Annotated in this window: 16 protein-coding genes and 2 pseudogenes; 8 read left to right on the top strand and 10 right to left on the bottom strand. The window is 57.8% G+C overall.

All coding sequences use genetic code 11. From position 1 onward, the window contains the following. The 4 genes from AC245Y_RS33980 to AC245Y_RS33965 all read right to left on the bottom strand — a co-directional run bounded on the left by AC245Y_RS33980 (position 1) and on the right by AC245Y_RS33965 (position 3,864). On the bottom strand, positions 1 to 852 hold the full coding sequence (locus AC245Y_RS33980; RefSeq protein ID WP_017997326.1) for a carbohydrate ABC transporter permease: 852 nt from the start codon (positions 850 to 852) through the stop codon (positions 1 to 3). Then, positions 849 to 1,766: a carbohydrate ABC transporter permease gene (locus tag AC245Y_RS33975; protein WP_017997327.1), complete on the bottom strand. Its 918-nt coding sequence runs from the start codon at positions 1,764 to 1,766 to the stop codon at positions 849 to 851. Before AC245Y_RS33975 ends, AC245Y_RS33980 begins: the two co-directional genes overlap by 4 nt. 59 nt (positions 1,767 to 1,825) lie before the next feature. Beyond that, entirely contained in the window at positions 1,826 to 3,064 is a 1,239-nt protein-coding gene (locus tag AC245Y_RS33970; RefSeq protein ID WP_017997328.1) for an ABC transporter substrate-binding protein, read from the bottom strand. A 104-nt stretch (positions 3,065 to 3,168) separates the two neighbouring features. Beyond that, on the bottom strand, positions 3,169 to 3,864 hold the full coding sequence (locus AC245Y_RS33965) for a GntR family transcriptional regulator (protein WP_017997329.1): 696 nt from the start codon (positions 3,862 to 3,864) through the stop codon (positions 3,169 to 3,171). Between the two features lie 61 nt (positions 3,865 to 3,925). Here AC245Y_RS33965 and AC245Y_RS33960 point away from each other — a divergent pair, with 61 nt between their 5' ends. Next, complete coding sequence (locus AC245Y_RS33960; protein ID WP_012760402.1) at positions 3,926 to 5,074, top strand: mandelate racemase/muconate lactonizing enzyme family protein; 1,149 nt, start codon at positions 3,926 to 3,928, stop codon at positions 5,072 to 5,074. A gap of 330 nt (positions 5,075 to 5,404) precedes the next feature. Here the strand turns inward: AC245Y_RS33960 and AC245Y_RS33955 are convergent. Together AC245Y_RS33955 and AC245Y_RS33950 are read right to left on the bottom strand one after the other, a co-directional pair. Next, positions 5,405 to 5,600, bottom strand: a pseudogene (locus AC245Y_RS33955) (PIN domain-containing protein); the annotation flags it as partial. A 24-nt stretch (positions 5,601 to 5,624) separates the two neighbouring features. Beyond that, on the bottom strand, positions 5,625 to 6,086 hold the full coding sequence (locus AC245Y_RS33950) for a TspO/MBR family protein (protein WP_012760403.1): 462 nt from the start codon (positions 6,084 to 6,086) through the stop codon (positions 5,625 to 5,627). Positions 6,087 to 6,198: 112 nt separating this feature from the next. Between AC245Y_RS33950 and AC245Y_RS33945 the strand changes: the two genes are divergently transcribed. Together AC245Y_RS33945 and AC245Y_RS33940 are read left to right on the top strand one after the other, a co-directional pair. Continuing rightward, positions 6,199 to 6,582 carry a LysR family transcriptional regulator gene (locus AC245Y_RS33945; RefSeq protein ID WP_487762883.1) on the top strand — a complete coding sequence of 128 codons (384 nt, stop codon included), beginning with the start codon at positions 6,199 to 6,201 and terminating at the stop codon, positions 6,580 to 6,582. A gap of 2 nt (positions 6,583 to 6,584) precedes the next feature. Then, positions 6,585 to 7,160, top strand: coding sequence for a LysR substrate-binding domain-containing protein (locus AC245Y_RS33940; protein ID WP_245274072.1), 576 nt, complete (start codon positions 6,585 to 6,587; stop codon positions 7,158 to 7,160). 216 nt (positions 7,161 to 7,376) lie between these two features. Here AC245Y_RS33940 and AC245Y_RS33935 read toward each other — a convergent pair whose 3' ends face one another. Genes AC245Y_RS33935 through AC245Y_RS33925 form a run of 3 tightly spaced genes read right to left on the bottom strand, consistent with a single transcriptional unit; the run spans position 7,377 to position 9,425 of the window. Next, on the bottom strand, positions 7,377 to 7,934 hold the full coding sequence (locus AC245Y_RS33935; protein ID WP_003555081.1) for a VOC family protein: 558 nt from the start codon (positions 7,932 to 7,934) through the stop codon (positions 7,377 to 7,379). Positions 7,935 to 7,985: 51 nt separating this feature from the next. Further along, positions 7,986 to 9,254 carry a purine-cytosine permease family protein gene (locus AC245Y_RS33930; RefSeq protein ID WP_017997332.1) on the bottom strand — a complete coding sequence of 423 codons (1,269 nt, stop codon included), beginning with the start codon at positions 9,252 to 9,254 and terminating at the stop codon, positions 7,986 to 7,988. After that, a complete protein-coding gene (locus tag AC245Y_RS33925; RefSeq protein ID WP_017997333.1) occupies positions 9,255 to 9,425 on the bottom strand; it encodes a hypothetical protein in 171 nt (56 codons plus the stop codon). Between the two features lie 287 nt (positions 9,426 to 9,712). Here AC245Y_RS33925 and AC245Y_RS33920 point away from each other — a divergent pair, with 287 nt between their 5' ends. From AC245Y_RS33920 to AC245Y_RS33900, 5 genes and pseudogenes are all read left to right on the top strand, one after another. Beyond that, positions 9,713 to 10,378, top strand: a complete 666-nt coding sequence (locus tag AC245Y_RS33920; protein WP_017997334.1) for an FMN-dependent NADH-azoreductase — start codon at positions 9,713 to 9,715, stop codon at positions 10,376 to 10,378. Between the two features lie 17 nt (positions 10,379 to 10,395). Then, positions 10,396 to 11,739, top strand: coding sequence for an amidase family protein (locus AC245Y_RS33915; protein WP_017997335.1), 1,344 nt, complete (start codon positions 10,396 to 10,398; stop codon positions 11,737 to 11,739). A 2-nt stretch (positions 11,740 to 11,741) separates the two neighbouring features. Further along, positions 11,742 to 12,625: pseudogene (locus AC245Y_RS33910) on the top strand (polysaccharide deacetylase family protein). A 116-nt stretch (positions 12,626 to 12,741) separates the two neighbouring features. Further along, positions 12,742 to 13,356 carry a DUF1989 domain-containing protein gene (locus tag AC245Y_RS33905; protein WP_003555093.1) on the top strand — a complete coding sequence of 205 codons (615 nt, stop codon included), beginning with the start codon at positions 12,742 to 12,744 and terminating at the stop codon, positions 13,354 to 13,356. A gap of 168 nt (positions 13,357 to 13,524) precedes the next feature. After that, entirely contained in the window at positions 13,525 to 14,493 is a 969-nt protein-coding gene (locus AC245Y_RS33900; protein ID WP_487762882.1) for a LysR family transcriptional regulator, read from the top strand. Positions 14,494 to 14,619: 126 nt separating this feature from the next. On the opposite strand, the gene AC245Y_RS33895 is transcribed toward AC245Y_RS33900, so the two are convergent. Beyond that, positions 14,620 to 15,492, bottom strand: coding sequence for a sugar phosphate isomerase/epimerase family protein (locus tag AC245Y_RS33895; RefSeq protein WP_012760408.1), 873 nt, complete (start codon positions 15,490 to 15,492; stop codon positions 14,620 to 14,622). Between the last annotated feature and the right edge of the window lie 10 nt (positions 15,493 to 15,502).

The following is a 15,502-nucleotide window of genomic DNA, read 5'->3' as shown; positions in this document are numbered from 1 at the left end:
CTAACCCTTGACCGCGCCTGCGGTGAGGCCCTGGACCATCGCGCGCTGGACGAACGCAAACAGAATGACGACTGGCAGAATACTGAGCATGCCACCCGCAGCAAGAACGCCCCAGGGCAGTTGAAACTCGCCGACCATCAGTTGCAGACCGACCGGCCAGGTCCTCGATCCCTGTCCGGTCGTCAGCATCAGCGCGAAAATGAACTCGTTCCAGGCGGCGATCGCGATAAACACCGAGCTGGCGACAAGACCGTTGCGCGCGAGCGGCAAGACGATGCGCACCATGGCGCCCAATCTGGTGGACCCATCGATACGGGCGGCGCTTTCAAGCTCTTTCGGGGCCGCGTCAAAGAAACCTTTAAGCATCCAGACGAACAGCGGCAGCAGAAAGCTGGTATAGGCAAGCGCCAAGCCGAAGCGGCTGTCGACGAGGCCAACGGTCCGCATCATCACAAAGAGCGGAATGATCACCATGACGGCCGGGAACATCCGCACCAGGAGGTAGCTGAGCATTAGTCTGTCGCGGCCCCTGAACGATAGCCGCGAGAATGCGTAGGCTGCAAGCGTTCCAGTCAGGACGCAGATCGCCACCGTGATCGTCGTCACCACCAGGCTGTTTGTGATCAGCACCGGAAAATTCGATTGCGTCCAGATTGCGCGGTAGTTCTGCAACGTAATCGTGCGGGGAATGTACTGCATCTGGGAGGTCACGATGTCGGCTTCGTTCTTCAGGGACGTCAAAAACATCCAGACGATGGGTCCGAGGCAGAAAGTCGTCATCATCAAGAGCACGGCATAGGTCAGGATATCGGCCATGAGGCGGCGACCGCGACGGGTTTTGAAAATCGTCATTCCTTGGAGACCCGCGTGAACTTGATGTAGAGGGTTGCGAACACCATGAGGATGACGAACATGACGACCGAGAGTGCCCCGGCATATCCGAAATTGAATTCGCGATAGGCGGTTTGGAAGGCATAGAGCGACAGCACCTGCGTGGCGTTTCCTGGCCCCCCACCTGTCAGAACAAGCAGCAAATCGGGTGAGTTCACCAGGCTGATCACGCGCAGGATAACGGCCGCGGTGATCACCGTTCTCAGCATCGGCACGGTGATCAGTTTGAACTGCCGAACCGGCCCTGCGCCGTCGACAGCAGCGGCTTTGTAAAGATCTTCGGGAATGCCTTTGAGACCGGCCAGAAACAGCAGTGCGAAGAATGGAAACCCATGCCATGCCTCAACAAGGATAGTCGCGGCCAGGGCTGTGGCCGGATCGGCGAACCATGCCTTGTAGGTGCTCAACACGCCGCTGCGCACCAGCAGATCGTTGATGACACCCAGACGAGGGTCGAGCAAAAGCGCCCACATATGCCCTGCGACAACGTTCGGCAAAAAGTAGGGAAGCAGGATCAACACACCAAATAGCTTCGTGCCTGGAACATTGCGGTTCAGCGCGACTGCGGCGATGAAGCCAAGTGTCACCTCGATTGCGATGGCTGCGGCCACCCAGATCGCCGTGTTCTTCAATGATATCCAAAACACCCGATCCGACATCATCGCGACGTAGTGCTTTGCCCCGACCCAGCCGTTGAGAGCTGGTCGGGTGAGACGCATTTCACGTACACTGATGACGAAGCCATAAAGGGTCGGATAGGCGACCACCAGCAAAAGCAGGATCAGGCTCGGAAACAGCAGAAAGTAGACCCAGTAGCGTGTTTCGGACAGGTCGCCGAGAAGCGTAAGTGGACCACGGTGCAAGGCTGGCTTCATTTTTTCACGGCGACTTGCCGTCCTCTGGGACGCGACGACTTCTCGTCGCGTCGGCTTCACTACCGGAGCGCGGTCTCCAGACCCTCGATCATTCGGTCGACGGCCTGCTCAGGGGTGAGTTGACCCGTCAGAACGGATTGGAACGTGGGATTGACGACATTTTCGGACCAGCCCGCAGCGCCGACGAAACTGTTCGGCAGACGACCGAAGTCGAGCGTCTGCGAAGCGGCTTGGTAGATTGGATTGGTCTTGATGCGCTCATCCTCAAGCGCTGCCGTTGATGCCGGGAAATAACCCGTCGCTTCCAACAAGGCTATCGCCGCGTCTTTTTCTCCCCAGAAGCTGATCCAGTCCCAGGCAGCGTCGATATTGTCGTCCTTCATGATGCCGTTGCCGGCGTAGGCAACACGCGCGATATGTGCCTTCGGTCCCGCGGGCATTGGAGCGGTGGCGAACTGCTCTCCCGGCTTCAAGGCGGCCGAGATTTCGATCAGCGATCCGGTATGGTGCCAGACCATGGCTGTCTGGCCAGTTCGGAAACCTTCCATGATCTGCCGATAGCTGTCGTTCGGCACACTTGGAGGAACGACTTTCTCTTTCAAGAACAGACTTGAGTAGAAGGTGATCGCCTCCACCGCGGCAGCCTTATCGATGGCCGCCTGACCGTCCTTTACAATTGGCGAGCCAAAGGCCTCCATGACGTCGATGACGTATTTGAACGCCCCCGCGCCCCCGCGCATTCCGAAAGCGTAGCGTCCCTTTGCCGGATCGGTGAGCTTCCGGCAAGCGGTGACAAACTCATCAAAAGTCCTTGGTGGGGCCGAAAGGCCCGCTTCTTCGAAATAGTCTTTCCGGTAGTACATCCAGTCGACGAAAGCATAGGCCGGAACCGCGTATATCGCGCCGTCCTGAGACATGCCAGCCCACCGGTTGTCCGGCAGATTGGCTTTTCCCTTCCATCCTTTTACCCGCTCGGTGATATCGGTCAGCGCGCCCATCGCCGTCAGATCGGCAAAGCGTTCCGCAATGACCATTCCGGTGTCGGGCCGCCCGCCGGCCACGACAGCCGATGAAACCTTGGCCATATATTCCGAATTCGGAATGCTCTCTTGTGTGACCGTGATGCCTGGATGGGATTTCCCAAACAGCTCGATGATTTTCACCAGGCCGGCCATTTCCGACTGGCTGGCGAAGTGATGCCAATAATTGATCGCTGTGGCAGCACTTGCGGAGCGGACACCACTGGCAAGCGCTAGCGCTGCTGTCGCAACAAGGAATTCGCGTTTGGTGATCTGCATCTCTTCATCCTCCCAGATATCAGAATGGCGATCTGATCGATCAGATGGAGATAGCAGCCTTTTGAAGGTACGGCAACACCGGAGTTGACCTAGATAGCCTGGGATCAAGCCAAGCCGAGATTGCGATTTATCGCCGCCTGGAAATGGGCTTGAAGCGCCTTCTCGGCCGTGTCGGCGTTTCTCGAAGAGCATGCTTCAAGGATTTCCAGATGCTCCTTCAGCGTTCGAATAAGCATGGGGGGCGTCACCTTGCGCTCCAATCGCAGCAAACGCAGATAGTTGTGCATGCGCCGGTATGCGGTATCGATGAGTGGATTGCGCAAGGCGGCGATGATTTGACCGTGAAGATCGAGCTCGATGAGGTCCATTTCCGCAATATGGTCAGGCGTTAGACCATCCTTCTCGAGCTTTCGCAAAAGCCTGGAATGCCGGACTTCCAGGCTGTTCATCAAGTCCTCTCCGGCTTCCTCGGCGAACACGCGAATCGCTGAGCGTTCAATGATCGCGCGGAATTGGTACGTCGAGCGCGTCAGCTCAAGGCCGGGCCTCACGAACTGGATGCCGGAACGAGGATGGATTGTCAGAATGCCTTCGGCTTCCAGCATGCGCAACGCATCGCGAAGCGGCGCAACTGGCACGCTGACAATCTCGGACAGTTCGCTTTGGGAGATAAATGCGCCAACAGGGACCCTTCGTTCAAACAGGCTTTCGAGGATGCGATCATAGGCGAGATCGCTGAGCCGGGGGGCAGCGACCTCCGGTACAGTTGCCTTCGCTTTGCGCGCTTGCGATTTCTTCATCCGTCCGATAATACCTCTGATAGATCAGTTATCAATATAAAGCGATCAGAGAGCACGCTCCATGCCCCTATCCGGATTTCGTATAACCCGATTTCAATTCGCCCGCGACAGGGTAATCGGCGACAGTCAGGTCCGTGCAGATGACGTCAACGTGGCCGCTCTCGAACTTATCGGCGAAACCGGAAAGGTTGGGCTCGGCTTTATTCAAACGCTCTTTCATCCCCTGCCGGATCAAGCAGAGATCGAAGCCGTGTTCAAGCATGAAGCATGGCCCGCGATCGCGGGGCAAGAAGCGATCGGGCTGGTCCATCGCGTCAACCGCCCGCGAGGCGGCAATCAGCGGGCTTTCTCGCTGCCGTTTCACGAAGCTCTTCAGGTCGCATTGTGGGACCTGGCGGCCAAGGAAGTGGGATTGCCTTTGCATAAGCTGCTCGGAAGCCGCCGTGACCGGGTCCGCGCCTATGCCAGCGGTCTAGACTTTCATCTCAGCGACGAGGCATTCCGCGCGCTGTTCTCGCACGCCGCCGCCCTCGGCTACCAGGCATTCAAGATCAAGGTCGGTCATCCCGACTTCCGGCGGGACATGCGCCGGCTCGACCTGCTCAAAGAGGTCGTCCCCGCCGGGTCGCAGATTATGATCGACCCGAATGAAGCCTGGAATTCCAAGGAGGCGCTCGTCAAATTGACGGCGATCCGCGATGCGGGCCATGACCTGCTGTGGGTAGAGGATCCAATTCTTCGCCATGACTTCGAGGGCTTGCGTACGCTCCGTCACGCCGTGAACTGGACGCAGATCAACAGCGGAGAGTATCTGGATGCCAGTGGAAAGCGTCTTCTCATGGAGAACTTCGCAACCGATCTGCTCAATGTTCATGGCCAGGTCACGGACGTCATGCGCATCGGATGGCTGGCTGCCGAGCTTGGCATTCCGGTTTGCTTGGGAAATACGTTCCTGGAAGTAGGCGTCCACATGGCCGTCGCACTCCCGGAAGTCGAGTGGCTCGAATACTCGTTCCAGAATTTTGATCACCTTGTGGAGCAGCCGATCCTAATTCGCGATGGATTCGCCTATGCTCCCGATCGGCCAGGTCATGGTCTTGTTCTTAGCGAAGTATCACGTGAGCAGTGGTCGCGCCCGAAGCGACTAATTGGTTCGGAACTTGGTGAACCACCTGAAAATTCACGCCTTCCTCGTTTGAATGGAATGTGATGCGCAAGCTCGTTGGGCCGTTTGATGCGGTAATGTCTTCTGGCAAAGCCTTATGGTGTCGGTTTTCCTCACCGTCATCATGCCTGGTGACAGCGTCTTGATCCCGGACACAGGTTGTCCACCGGTCGCCGGTTTCTGTGAGAATTATCTGAAACCATCAGGAATCTCGTGAAGCTATCTGCCTTGCCGCCCAGACCAACCATCTTTGAAGCAATGCAGATCCCGTCCTCCGGAATTCGAAGATACCGAATGAATAACTATGCAATCAGTCGCTGAGCATAGCCGGGCTTGATGGGAGTCGAACCCACGGCACCTAAAATCACAGGATGTTTATGGGAGCCAGGGGCTAATCACTTTCAACCCAGCGACCTCAAAGGGCTTGTGTCGCGAGTTGCGACGGCAAGGCCGTTCGCTACGGCGGTGGCCGCAATATATCCATCCGCCTTGCGATCGCCTTCCGTTCGGCAAAATGGGGAAGCACTTCGTCCTCCAGGCGATCGCGAAGGATAGTTTGCGGTTTGCCTGAGGAGCACCTCGGAAATAATCCATCTCAGTTGAGCGCCAGGATTGCCGCGTTCAATGCGGAAGCATAACACAGCCAGACAATATACGGTGCGAAACACCAGAACGCCCACCCGTCACGAGCCTTGGCCATAAAAAACATAGCAACCGCCGACAAGCTCAGGATCGTTATCAGCCCCAGCGAGATAGAGTGGGCACCAAAGAAGATCGGGGTCCACGCCCAATTCAACACCATCTGCAATCCCCAAAGACGGAACGCCGACGAGCTGAAACCTTCGCTCAACGCTACGCGCCAGCCCGCTATCGCGATCAGCAAATATACGACTGTCCACACTGGACCGAACACCCAGTTTGGAGGGGTGAAGAACGGCTTCTCGAGCGACTCGTACCACGCGCCCGGCCTGATGGTTAGACCGATCGCGAATCCGACACCCACGACGCCAATGACAAAAATCGCCAGAAGAGGCGGCCGAACCTTGATACTGCTCATTCGCCTGAGCCTCCATGCTCGATTTCACGAAATATTTTCCCGAACAGATAGCCGTGCAAGATCGCGATGATGCATCGAGCCGCACCTGGAGCGCCGACGACCAGGTCTGCCGATGCCGATTGAAGGTATCAATCCGCGACAGCAGAAAAACGATTGTGGTTGGCCGAAGAAGAAATTACCAGAAGGCATGAGATTACGACAACTCGAATGCTTTCGCGCGCTCATGCTCCACGGCACCATGACCCGCGCCGCGGAAATGCTTAGAATGTCGCAGCCTGCCGTCAGCACCACGATTGCCGCACTTGAACATTCGATTGGCCTGACGCTTTTCGTCAGACGTGGTTCGCGGCTGCATCCGACCCCGAAGCCCAGCTATTTTACGTTGAAGCAAGCAAGGCCCTCGACGCGATCGAAGGAACTGCGCAGGCCGCGCGGGAGATCAGGTCCGGCCGGCGCGGTTCCCTCAGCATCGTTGCCTATCCCAATGTTTCGATAAGCTTGCTGCCACGGCTCATGTCATCGTTCGCGGCGGACAGGCCCGACCTGCAACTCAAGATCATCACGCGGCCATCCCAGGCGGTCAAGGAACTAATCTCTACGAATACATTCGACATCGCGATCTCCGAACTTCCGACGAATTATCCTATCTCGCATATGGAGGTGTTCTCGTTCGATTGCGTATGCATGCTTCCGAAGGGACATCCGCTGTGTCGCTTCGACACGCTCACGCCACGAGAGCTCGACGGAATTCCCTTCGTGACTCTTTTCAAGGGCGATCCCCTCTACCTCAGTACCGCCGCTGCTTTTTCAAAGATGAATGCCGCCTGGAATGTCGTTGTTGAGACGGAATTCCTCACGAGCGCTTGCGAATTCGTCGCTTCCGGTCACGGCGTCGGGCTTATCGACCCTGTGATCAGCGCGGCCTTTACCGACAAGGTCGAACTGCGCCCTTTCGAGCCGACGATCACATACCAGATCGCCATTCTTTACCCCATTCACGACCAGCTATCGCGTGTAGCACTGGATTTCGTGGAGATCCTGCGCAAGGCTTTCAATGACGGTCGCGTGGATTAGCGGCCTAGGTTTTCCTGACGCGGGCGTATGGTCATGAAACGGAGCCACCGGACGTTTACCGAGTCTGTGTGAAGCCGTGCGTATATTTCGGTTCGATCCCCGACCCACACTCGAAAAACCCCGCCAGCGCGAGATAAAACCAAGCCATTTCGGCATCCTTGAAGCCGTCGGTCCTGTCCACCCCCTCAAAGGGCGGGCAGGATTTTTAAGTCGGGCTCAATCCCGCAGCGGTGGATACCAGGAGTCGGGTTCCGGATAGTCCCAGTCATCCGGGAACGCATATGTCTCGAAGCAGGTGGTTGTATCCTCCTCGGTGGCGAAGAATGCGAAGTGGTTACGCCCCATCCACGACCCCGATTGTATCTTCTTGAAACCGCGGCGCTCGAATTCCGCAATCCGTTCCTCGAAGGGGATATTGTTGCAGTCATAGGCCACGTGATGAATGCCTTCGCCGTGCGCCTTGAGGAAGTCCGCGAAGATCGTCGGGCCGGAGACCGGCTCCATCAGTTCCCAGACCATATTGCCAGACTGCGCAAAGCAGACGGTGAGCTCGAATGAAACCGCTTCACCCCTGTAGGTCTGGTTTTCCGTGTTTTCGGGGCTGAACTTGTAAACGCGCCAAGGTCCAATGCCGAGCTTCAGCAGGCCGTCCATGGTACGTTTGTGATCGCTCGTGACGATCGCCAATTCCACCACGTTGCCGAGGAAAGAATCGGTTTCAGCCCCGCCGGAAAGCGCCTTCAGGACGCTGTCCTGTTGAAGAACGATAGTCATTGCATTTCCTTTTCTCGGAGAGATGGTCGCGCTGCCGCGACCCCTTCGGTCTCATTCGCCACGGACAGGCAACGTCAGTGCGGACGCGCCGACATCCGCGGTCCTTCGGAGCTTGTGAGAAACGATGTAGGCCATGAACGCGACGGCAAAGCCGGCCAGCCAGGAAAGATCAATTCCGCCCAGGCCAAGGGCAAGGGGGCCTTGAAGGACTTCGACGACGCTCATCTGGAAGAGATAGGCAGCGAAGACGCCGACCAGCAATGACAGGACGCCGGTCCAGTTGACGTCACCGAGCCGGCTCGTCGTGTGCGGCTTGTACAATTCGTCGACATTGATCGACCCGCGGCGCATAACGAAGAAATCGGCAGCGGTTACGCCAGCCCAGGGGCTGATCCAGACGACCATCGTCACCATGAACGTTTCGAACGCATGCGCGAAATCTTGCGACTGCATGAAGCCGTAGAGAATGATCGATCCCGCAACGCCGCAAGCGAGCGAAACGACCCAGCGGGGCTTGTTGATATCCATGGCAAGGCTTGAAAGCGCGGCGGAATAAATGACGACGATGTTCGTTGCGATCGGCCCGTGAACCAGCACGAGCAGGACCGGCAAGGCCATCACGCCAAACGCCGCGATGATGAGCTGGGCCGGATCGGACCCGACGCCGGCGGAAGCAATCGCCGCGCCGAGCGTGGCGAGCCAGACCGTGGGCACGAACATTCCCAGGAACGTTGCCTTGAAGACGCTGGACGGTTTCAAGCCTGGTTTTGAAAACCGCGTGTAGTCAGACGCATAGACCAGCCAGGATATGCCCCAGCCAATACCGATTGCCGTCATCAGCTGGCTCATCGCGGACCACCGCGCGATACCCGTGACTGTTGAGGTGGACCATTGGATATCAACCGTAAAAGACGCCATGAATGTCATCGCGACCATGATCAGCAGGATCGCCGGCATCGTGTAGCGCTCGAAATACTTGATCGCATTGAAGCCCCAGGCGGCTATCCCGATCTGGACCACCATGATGACGAGGGCGATCGCATATTTCACCTCCATCCCACCACCAATTCCCATGCGATCGAGCGCAGCGACCGAAAGATCGAGTACGATCCAGGTGTTCGTCGCCACCCAGCCCATCGCCATGAGAAGCTGCACGAAAGTCGGCAGGTAGGCGCCGCGGCGACCGAAGGCGAGCCGAGTGAGAACCATCTGCGGAACGCCGGTTCGGTATCCCATGAGGCAGAATGTGGCGAAAAGCGCTGCCCCCACGAGATTGCCGATCGCAATGACGAGAAACGTATCCCAGAGGCTAAGCCCCATCTAGATTCCGAGCGCTCCCAGAACCCAGTTGATCGGAGCGACGTTCGCGCCGGCCCAGATCCAGAATTGGTCGAGTGGTGACGACGTTCGGTGCGACACTGGAACCGGCGCGATGCCATGGACGTCGTATGCCGACAGTTCGTCTGAGGTGAAATTGGCGGATTTTGACATTGGATTCCCCTGTCAGGTTGTTGCTCCTACTCCCGGACGCCACTTTCCGCAGGTGTGACAGATTTATGAAAATGAAAACTTCTCAACCCGGGTTGAGCCAAAGTGAAAAGTAGGGGAGAAGCATGTAAGACGGGATTGCTTGGCAGCCCTATATGGCTGCCTCTGCGTTCTGGCCGGGATTTATTCTTAAGTTTAACTCAAGAGTTCCAAAAGAAACCTCAATAACGCATGCATGCCGATCTGCGCGATGATCCAACGGTCTTAGATCTTCAGCGAGAGGCATATTCATGACCACGATTTTGCATATTGATGCGAGCCCTCGCGGCGACCGATCCTTAAGCCGTCGGCTTTCCGCGGCCTTTGTCGATCACTGGAAGACAAAGGATCCGTCGGCGGTCGTCATAACGCGTGATATCGGACGGTCTCCACCGCCGATCATCACCGAAGAATGGATCGCCGCCGTCTTCACGCCCGCCGAGACGCGCACTCCGGCTCAACAGCGGGAACTGAAGCTCTCCGACACCCTCATCGACGAGGTCGGCCGTTCAGACCTGATCGTCATCGGCGCGCCGATGCACAATTATGGAATGCCCGCGGCTCTCAAGTCCTGGTTCGACAAGGTCATCCGGATCGGGAAAACCTTCACTTTCGATCTTCAAAGAGGCGACTACCCCCTGGCACCGATCATGTCGGGCAAGACGCTCGTCATACTCAGCGCGAGAGGCGAGTTCGGCTTCGGCGTCGGTGGGGTTCGCGAACACATGAACCATCTGGAGACGCACATTGTCACCTGCGCCAACTATCTCGGCGTCGAAGAGAGCCACGTGCTTGCCATCGACTATCAGGAATTCGGCGACGAAAGGCATGAAAAATCGGTCCGGGAGGCTTTTGAGGCGGTGCCGTGCCTCGTCGACCAGCTGATCGGCCAAGTTTGTCCGATCGCTGCCGAGTGAGCCGGAAAGAACTCCAAATGCAAAGCCTTTCCGAAGTCGCGCTGGCCCTTGCCACCGGTCGAACAACATCGATGCAGCTTGTGGATGAGGCATTGTCGCGGGCCGTCTCCGCGCCCCATGCCTTCATATCCATCCAGGCCGATCAGGCTTTGGTTCGGGCCGAAGCGTCGGATCGTCGCCACCGGGAGGGCAAGCCGCTGAGTGCCTTCGACGGTGTTCCGATTGCGGTCAAGGATCTCCTCGACATTGCCGGAACCGTGACGACCGCAGGATCGGAGATCCGCAGAAATCTGGCACCGGCCCGAGAGGATGCCGAGGTTGTCTCCTCGATCCACGGTGTGGGGCTCATATCGATCGGAAAAACAAACCTCAGCGAGTTTGCGTTCTCCGGCCTTGGCATCAACCCCCATTTTGGAACTCCGATTCCCGGCTATGCCCCGGAACAGCGCGTCCCGGGCGGGTCGTCTTCAGGCTCGGCGATCGCGGTCGAGCGGGGCGTCGTCCTCGCCGCTATCGGCTCCGATACGGCCGGGTCCATTCGCGTTCCCGCCGCTTTCAACGGCTTGCACGGATTTCGGCCCTCCACGGGTCGATATCCCATGCGGGGCGTCCATCCGCTTGCCAGCTCCTTCGATACGCTTGGCCCCATCGCGCGCTCCGCTTCGGATTGCCTGCTGATCGATCAGGCCATGCGCGGGATCGCCCCGGAGCCTGTCCGCCCCCTCCCGACGGACCAACTCGATCTCGTGATCGATAGCGCGATCCTCAATGAACTGGATGTCCAGCCCGACGTCAGGAAAAATCTGGAAATCGCGCTGGCAGCGGTTGCGCGGGCCGGTGCCAGAGTGACCTCCGGCCGCGTCGATGTCATTTCACGGGTGCGCGACCTCATCGCCACAAGCGGCTGGTTGGGTTCCCATGAGGCGTGGATTTTTCTGAAGGACGTCGTGACAAGCAAGAACGGTATCATCCTGGACCGTAGGGTCCGTTCGCGGCTCCTCGCATCATCAGGGTTTTCTCAGGAGCAGGTCACCACGCTTTACCGCGAGCGGCGACAACTCATGCTCGACGCGGCACAGGCACTCAGAGGCCGGATACTTGTCATCCCCACGGTCAAACATGCGGCTCCGCACCTTCTCGATGTGGAAGACGACGACGTGTTCTCGCGGGTCAACCTGGAAACCCTGTCGCTGACGATGATCGGAAGCTTTCTCGACATGCCGGGCTTCGCGATCCCGACCGGCACTGACGGTTCCGGCGGCAATACCTCGGCTCTGTTCTCAGCACCGAATGGCCACGATGGCCGCCTGCTTCGATCGGCGGTCCGCATCGACCATATTCTCAGATCACAAGGAAAATAACCATGATCCAGAACCCGATCCCCTGGCCAAACGGAGCACGATGCGCCTGCTCGATCTCCTTCGACATCGACGCGGACAGTCTCATCCATATCGCGAAACCAAAAGACAGTTTCGACCGTTTGTACCCGATCACCATGGGCAGGTACGATCAGGTTGCCGTCCCGCGCATTCTGGAGACCTACAGGCGCCTTGGTCTGAAGCAGTCCTTCTTCATCCCGGCCTGGACGATGAACCAGTATCCCGACATCGTTGATGCCATCTTGGCGGGCGGCCACGAGATCGGCCATCACGGATACATCCACGAGGACCCGAGCGAGATTTCGCCGCCGGAACAGCGCCACTGGTTCGAAAAGGCGCTCGACGTGCATGTCAGGATGACGGGACGCAGACCGCGGGGATACAGAGCGCCCGTCTACAACGCGACTCAGTCGACGATCGACCTCCTGATCGAACACGGCTTCACCTACGATTCATCCCTGATGGCGGACGACATTCCCTACAGAATGAAAACCGCGGGAGGCGCGCTTTTCGAGGTGCCGCCGCACTGGGGCTCGGACGATTGGCCTCCCTTCGCGCATTTCGCGGAGATCGGCTACATGATGCCCGTAAAGTCGCCGACGGAAGGTCTCGCGGCCTCCTTCGAGGAGTTCGATGCGCAATACGAGGCTGGTGGATTCTGGATGGGCATCTGGCACCCGTTCCTGACGGGCGTCTGGCCCGATGGCGCGTCGTCGAGCGCTGGCTTGAACACACCCTTTCCACGAAAGATGTCTGGTTCGCTCCGCTGGAGGAAATTGTGTCCTATGTCGATGAGCTGGAAAAGGCCGGCCGCTATCGGGCGCGGACCGACGATCTGCCCTATTACGCCAAACCGGTCGCCCTGTGACCGGTTCATTTCATTATAGGTTTTAGCTATAATGAATGCCGTTATTATTATTGGAATTCGCTAAGCCACTCTGCTTCAATTGATCCGCAACGATACGACACGGAAGGTCTCGAGGAATGAACAAGCAGACAGAGCTGGATTCGAATTCGGTGTATCGGATTCCCGCCCGAAAAGGGATCGCCGCACATGTCGCCGCCGGTCGCGTGGTCACCGTCATCAACACCCATGGATCCCAGGTTGTCGATACTTGGGCCTATAACGCAACCGACCTGACCGAATTCATGTCGATGGAGCACAGCCGGGCGTCGATGCTCACCTTGTTTCCGAAAGCCGGGGATGTATTCAAGACGAACAGGCGCCAACCAATTCTCACCATCGTCGAGGATACGACCCCCGGTATCCACGATACGTTGATGGCAGCCTGCGACATTCACCGATACGAACAACTCGGTGCACACGGCTATCACGACAATTGCACCGACAATCTCCACAATGCGCTTGCGGCAATCCAGCTCAAGGCCGGGGGAACCCCGAGCCCTCTCAACCTGTTCATGAACGTTCCGGTCGAAGCCGACGGTGCCCTTTCATTCCAGCCTCCGGCCAGCAAGCCGGGCGAGTACATCGCCCTCAGGGCGGAGATGGATCTCATCATCGTCTTCTCCGCCTGCCCCCAGGACATGGTACCCGTAAACAACATGGACCCGACCGAGGCGCATTTCAAAATCGGATGAAGACGGCGCGCTCCGCCGGACAGGCGGGTTTTGTCTTTCCATGGATGCGGGTATCGATATCAGATAGCAGGACCGCCCAGGACGTTGCGTCCGGCCGGCATCAAGGCTTCAACGGCTCTAACAAGGATGGAATAGTTCTATCGCCCTTCCAAGAGATGCAGCCGTGTTATGAAGACCCGCCGATCCATACGTCGAGGAGCTGGAATGCGAAAACTTCCCCCGCTGAATTCGTTGAGGGCCTTCGAAGCTGCCGCAAGACACGGCAGCTTCACCGCAGCGGCGAAGGAACTCTTCGTCACGGTCACGGCCGTGAGCCACCAGATCCGGCAACTGGAAGAATTGATCGACAAGAAGCTCTTCGAACGCTCGGGAAGGTCTGTCGTCCTAACCGAGGCGGGCGCTGCGATTTATCCGAGATTGCGTGACGGCTTTGATCAGTTGGCCGAAGCCTTTGCTCAGGTTTCCGGAGAAAAAGAAGCCGATGTCGTCGCCGTCTCGATGACGAAGGTTTTTGCCGAGCGCTGGCTCATGCCGAGGCTCGACCGGTTTCATTCCTCTTTTCCCGATGTAATCGTGAACGTCCACGCCTCGGAAAACGTGGTCGACCTCCGGGCGGAAAGCATCGATCTCGCCATACGGTACGGGCCGGTCGATCTCGCGGCGAAGCCCATGATACTTCTGCGGGACGTCTATCTGGCTGTGGCCGCCTCATCGATATCGAACTCCGAGCGGCAGCCCGTGATCGACGACTACCGCAAGCGACCCCTGCTTGCCTACAAGTGGAAGAACCCCGCATTCCTTTGCCCGACGTGGTCAACGTGGCTGGCGGAGACGCCCCACGAGCTTGACGGCGATTTCAAGATATCCTGGTTCAGCGAAGAGACACTTGCGCTCCACGCCGCCGAACGTGGCCTGGGTCCATTGTTGACGAGCAATGTACTCGTCGATGAGAAACTGCGCGACGGAACGTTGCGCAGAATTGAGGGACCCATTCTGCCCGGCTATGCCTATCGCCTGATCGAGGGCCCGTCATTTGGCAAGAAGAAAAGCGCGGTCCGGTTTGCCGACTGGCTGAAGGAGGAAGCCGTGACATTTGCTCGCGGCATTCCGCATCCGATGAACACCCCTTCCACCTGAAAGGTTTCGCCTGCGGCTCGTTCAGCGTGCCTGCTCGATGCGTTCGGGAGTATAAACGAACGGTGACGCGCCTGGGGCGCACGGCCCCTCCAATCGTCACAAGAGTTTCGTAGCTGGTCACCGCTCTTAAACAACCCCTGCGCTGCGTGCGACCGTCTTGATGTGCGCGAGGCCACGCCGATAGCCGGGCACATCGAAATGCTCGAGCATGAGCGGAACTTCGCGCCCGAGTTTGGCAATCTCGGTGACATAAGCCTTGTAGTCGAGATTACCTTCGCCGGGCACGACTTCATCCAAATGGAAAGAGATCGTTCCAGGTCCGCCTTTCATCACCAGATCCTTCGCGTGGCACGAAACGATCCAAGGTCCAAGAAGGGCGAAACAATCTTGGATCATCTTTCCTGTATTGAAATAGAGCCGCGGCGAGATGACCATATTTGCCGCATCAATATGGGCTCCGAACTGCGGCCGGTCGATCGCCTTTAACAATTTGAGATAGTTTTCCGGGGTATCGGTCACCAGCCACGGCACCATCTCCAACGAGAACTTGGTGCGCTTGGGCTTCACCATATCGATGACATAGCGGGCCGTATCGACCGCGCGCTGGAATCCAGCCTCGCTTTGATTGTCTGGATGCGGGCCATAGTCGTAATTGTCGCTCAGCTGCCACCGGTCATCGGGATGGCCAACGGTTCCGTGGTAGGCGACGATGGCGCCTGCTCCCAGTTCGTCCGCCAGAGCCAGTTGATGCACGGCATATTCGAGATTGGCTTTCCGCGTCACATCATCATGGGCAATGAGGTTTTTCCAGGCACCTCCCTCGGCAATGACGAGATCGGCGGCGGCGAAGCTTTTCACCAGATCGGCGATTTCTTGGCGGTTCTCGAGCTTGATGGTCGGCATGTAGGCCGCGTTGTACCCGAATTCCACATGTGCGCGTGCATAGGCTTCGGGATCACCCCCATATTCGATCCCATAGCCACCGAGTCTGAACGTCATGAATAGTCTC

It is taken from the genome of Rhizobium sp. SRDI943 (assembly GCF_057653695.1).
The sequence above is the reverse complement of the archived record's forward strand: the minus strand, read 5'-3'. Positions and strand labels throughout refer to the sequence as shown.

Coding starts and splice junctions, on each gene's coding strand:
- AC245Y_RS33945 (WP_487762883.1), top strand. CDS start 6,199: ATGCCGATTGAAGGTATCAATCCGCGACAGCAGAAAAACGATTGTGGT.
- AC245Y_RS33905 (WP_003555093.1), top strand. CDS start 12,742: ATGAACAAGCAGACAGAGCTGGATTCGAATTCGGTGTATCGGATTCCC.
- AC245Y_RS33970 (WP_017997328.1), bottom strand. CDS start 3,064: ATGCAGATCACCAAACGCGAATTCCTTGTTGCGACAGCAGCGCTAGCG.
- AC245Y_RS33980 (WP_017997326.1), bottom strand. CDS start 852: ATGACGATTTTCAAAACCCGTCGCGGTCGCCGCCTCATGGCCGATATC.
- AC245Y_RS33900 (WP_487762882.1), top strand. CDS start 13,525: ATGAAGACCCGCCGATCCATACGTCGAGGAGCTGGAATGCGAAAACTT.
- AC245Y_RS33965 (WP_017997329.1), bottom strand. CDS start 3,864: ATGAAGAAATCGCAAGCGCGCAAAGCGAAGGCAACTGTACCGGAGGTC.
- AC245Y_RS33920 (WP_017997334.1), top strand. CDS start 9,713: ATGACCACGATTTTGCATATTGATGCGAGCCCTCGCGGCGACCGATCC.
- AC245Y_RS33960 (WP_012760402.1), top strand. CDS start 3,926: ATGCCCCTATCCGGATTTCGTATAACCCGATTTCAATTCGCCCGCGAC.
- AC245Y_RS33925 (WP_017997333.1), bottom strand. CDS start 9,425: ATGTCAAAATCCGCCAATTTCACCTCAGACGAACTGTCGGCATACGAC.
- AC245Y_RS33935 (WP_003555081.1), bottom strand. CDS start 7,934: ATGACTATCGTTCTTCAACAGGACAGCGTCCTGAAGGCGCTTTCCGGC.
- AC245Y_RS33895 (WP_012760408.1), bottom strand. CDS start 15,492: ATGACGTTCAGACTCGGTGGCTATGGGATCGAATATGGGGGTGATCCC.
- AC245Y_RS33950 (WP_012760403.1), bottom strand. CDS start 6,086: ATGAGCAGTATCAAGGTTCGGCCGCCTCTTCTGGCGATTTTTGTCATT.
- AC245Y_RS33915 (WP_017997335.1), top strand. CDS start 10,396: ATGCAAAGCCTTTCCGAAGTCGCGCTGGCCCTTGCCACCGGTCGAACA.
- AC245Y_RS33975 (WP_017997327.1), bottom strand. CDS start 1,766: ATGAAGCCAGCCTTGCACCGTGGTCCACTTACGCTTCTCGGCGACCTG.
- AC245Y_RS33930 (WP_017997332.1), bottom strand. CDS start 9,254: ATGGGGCTTAGCCTCTGGGATACGTTTCTCGTCATTGCGATCGGCAAT.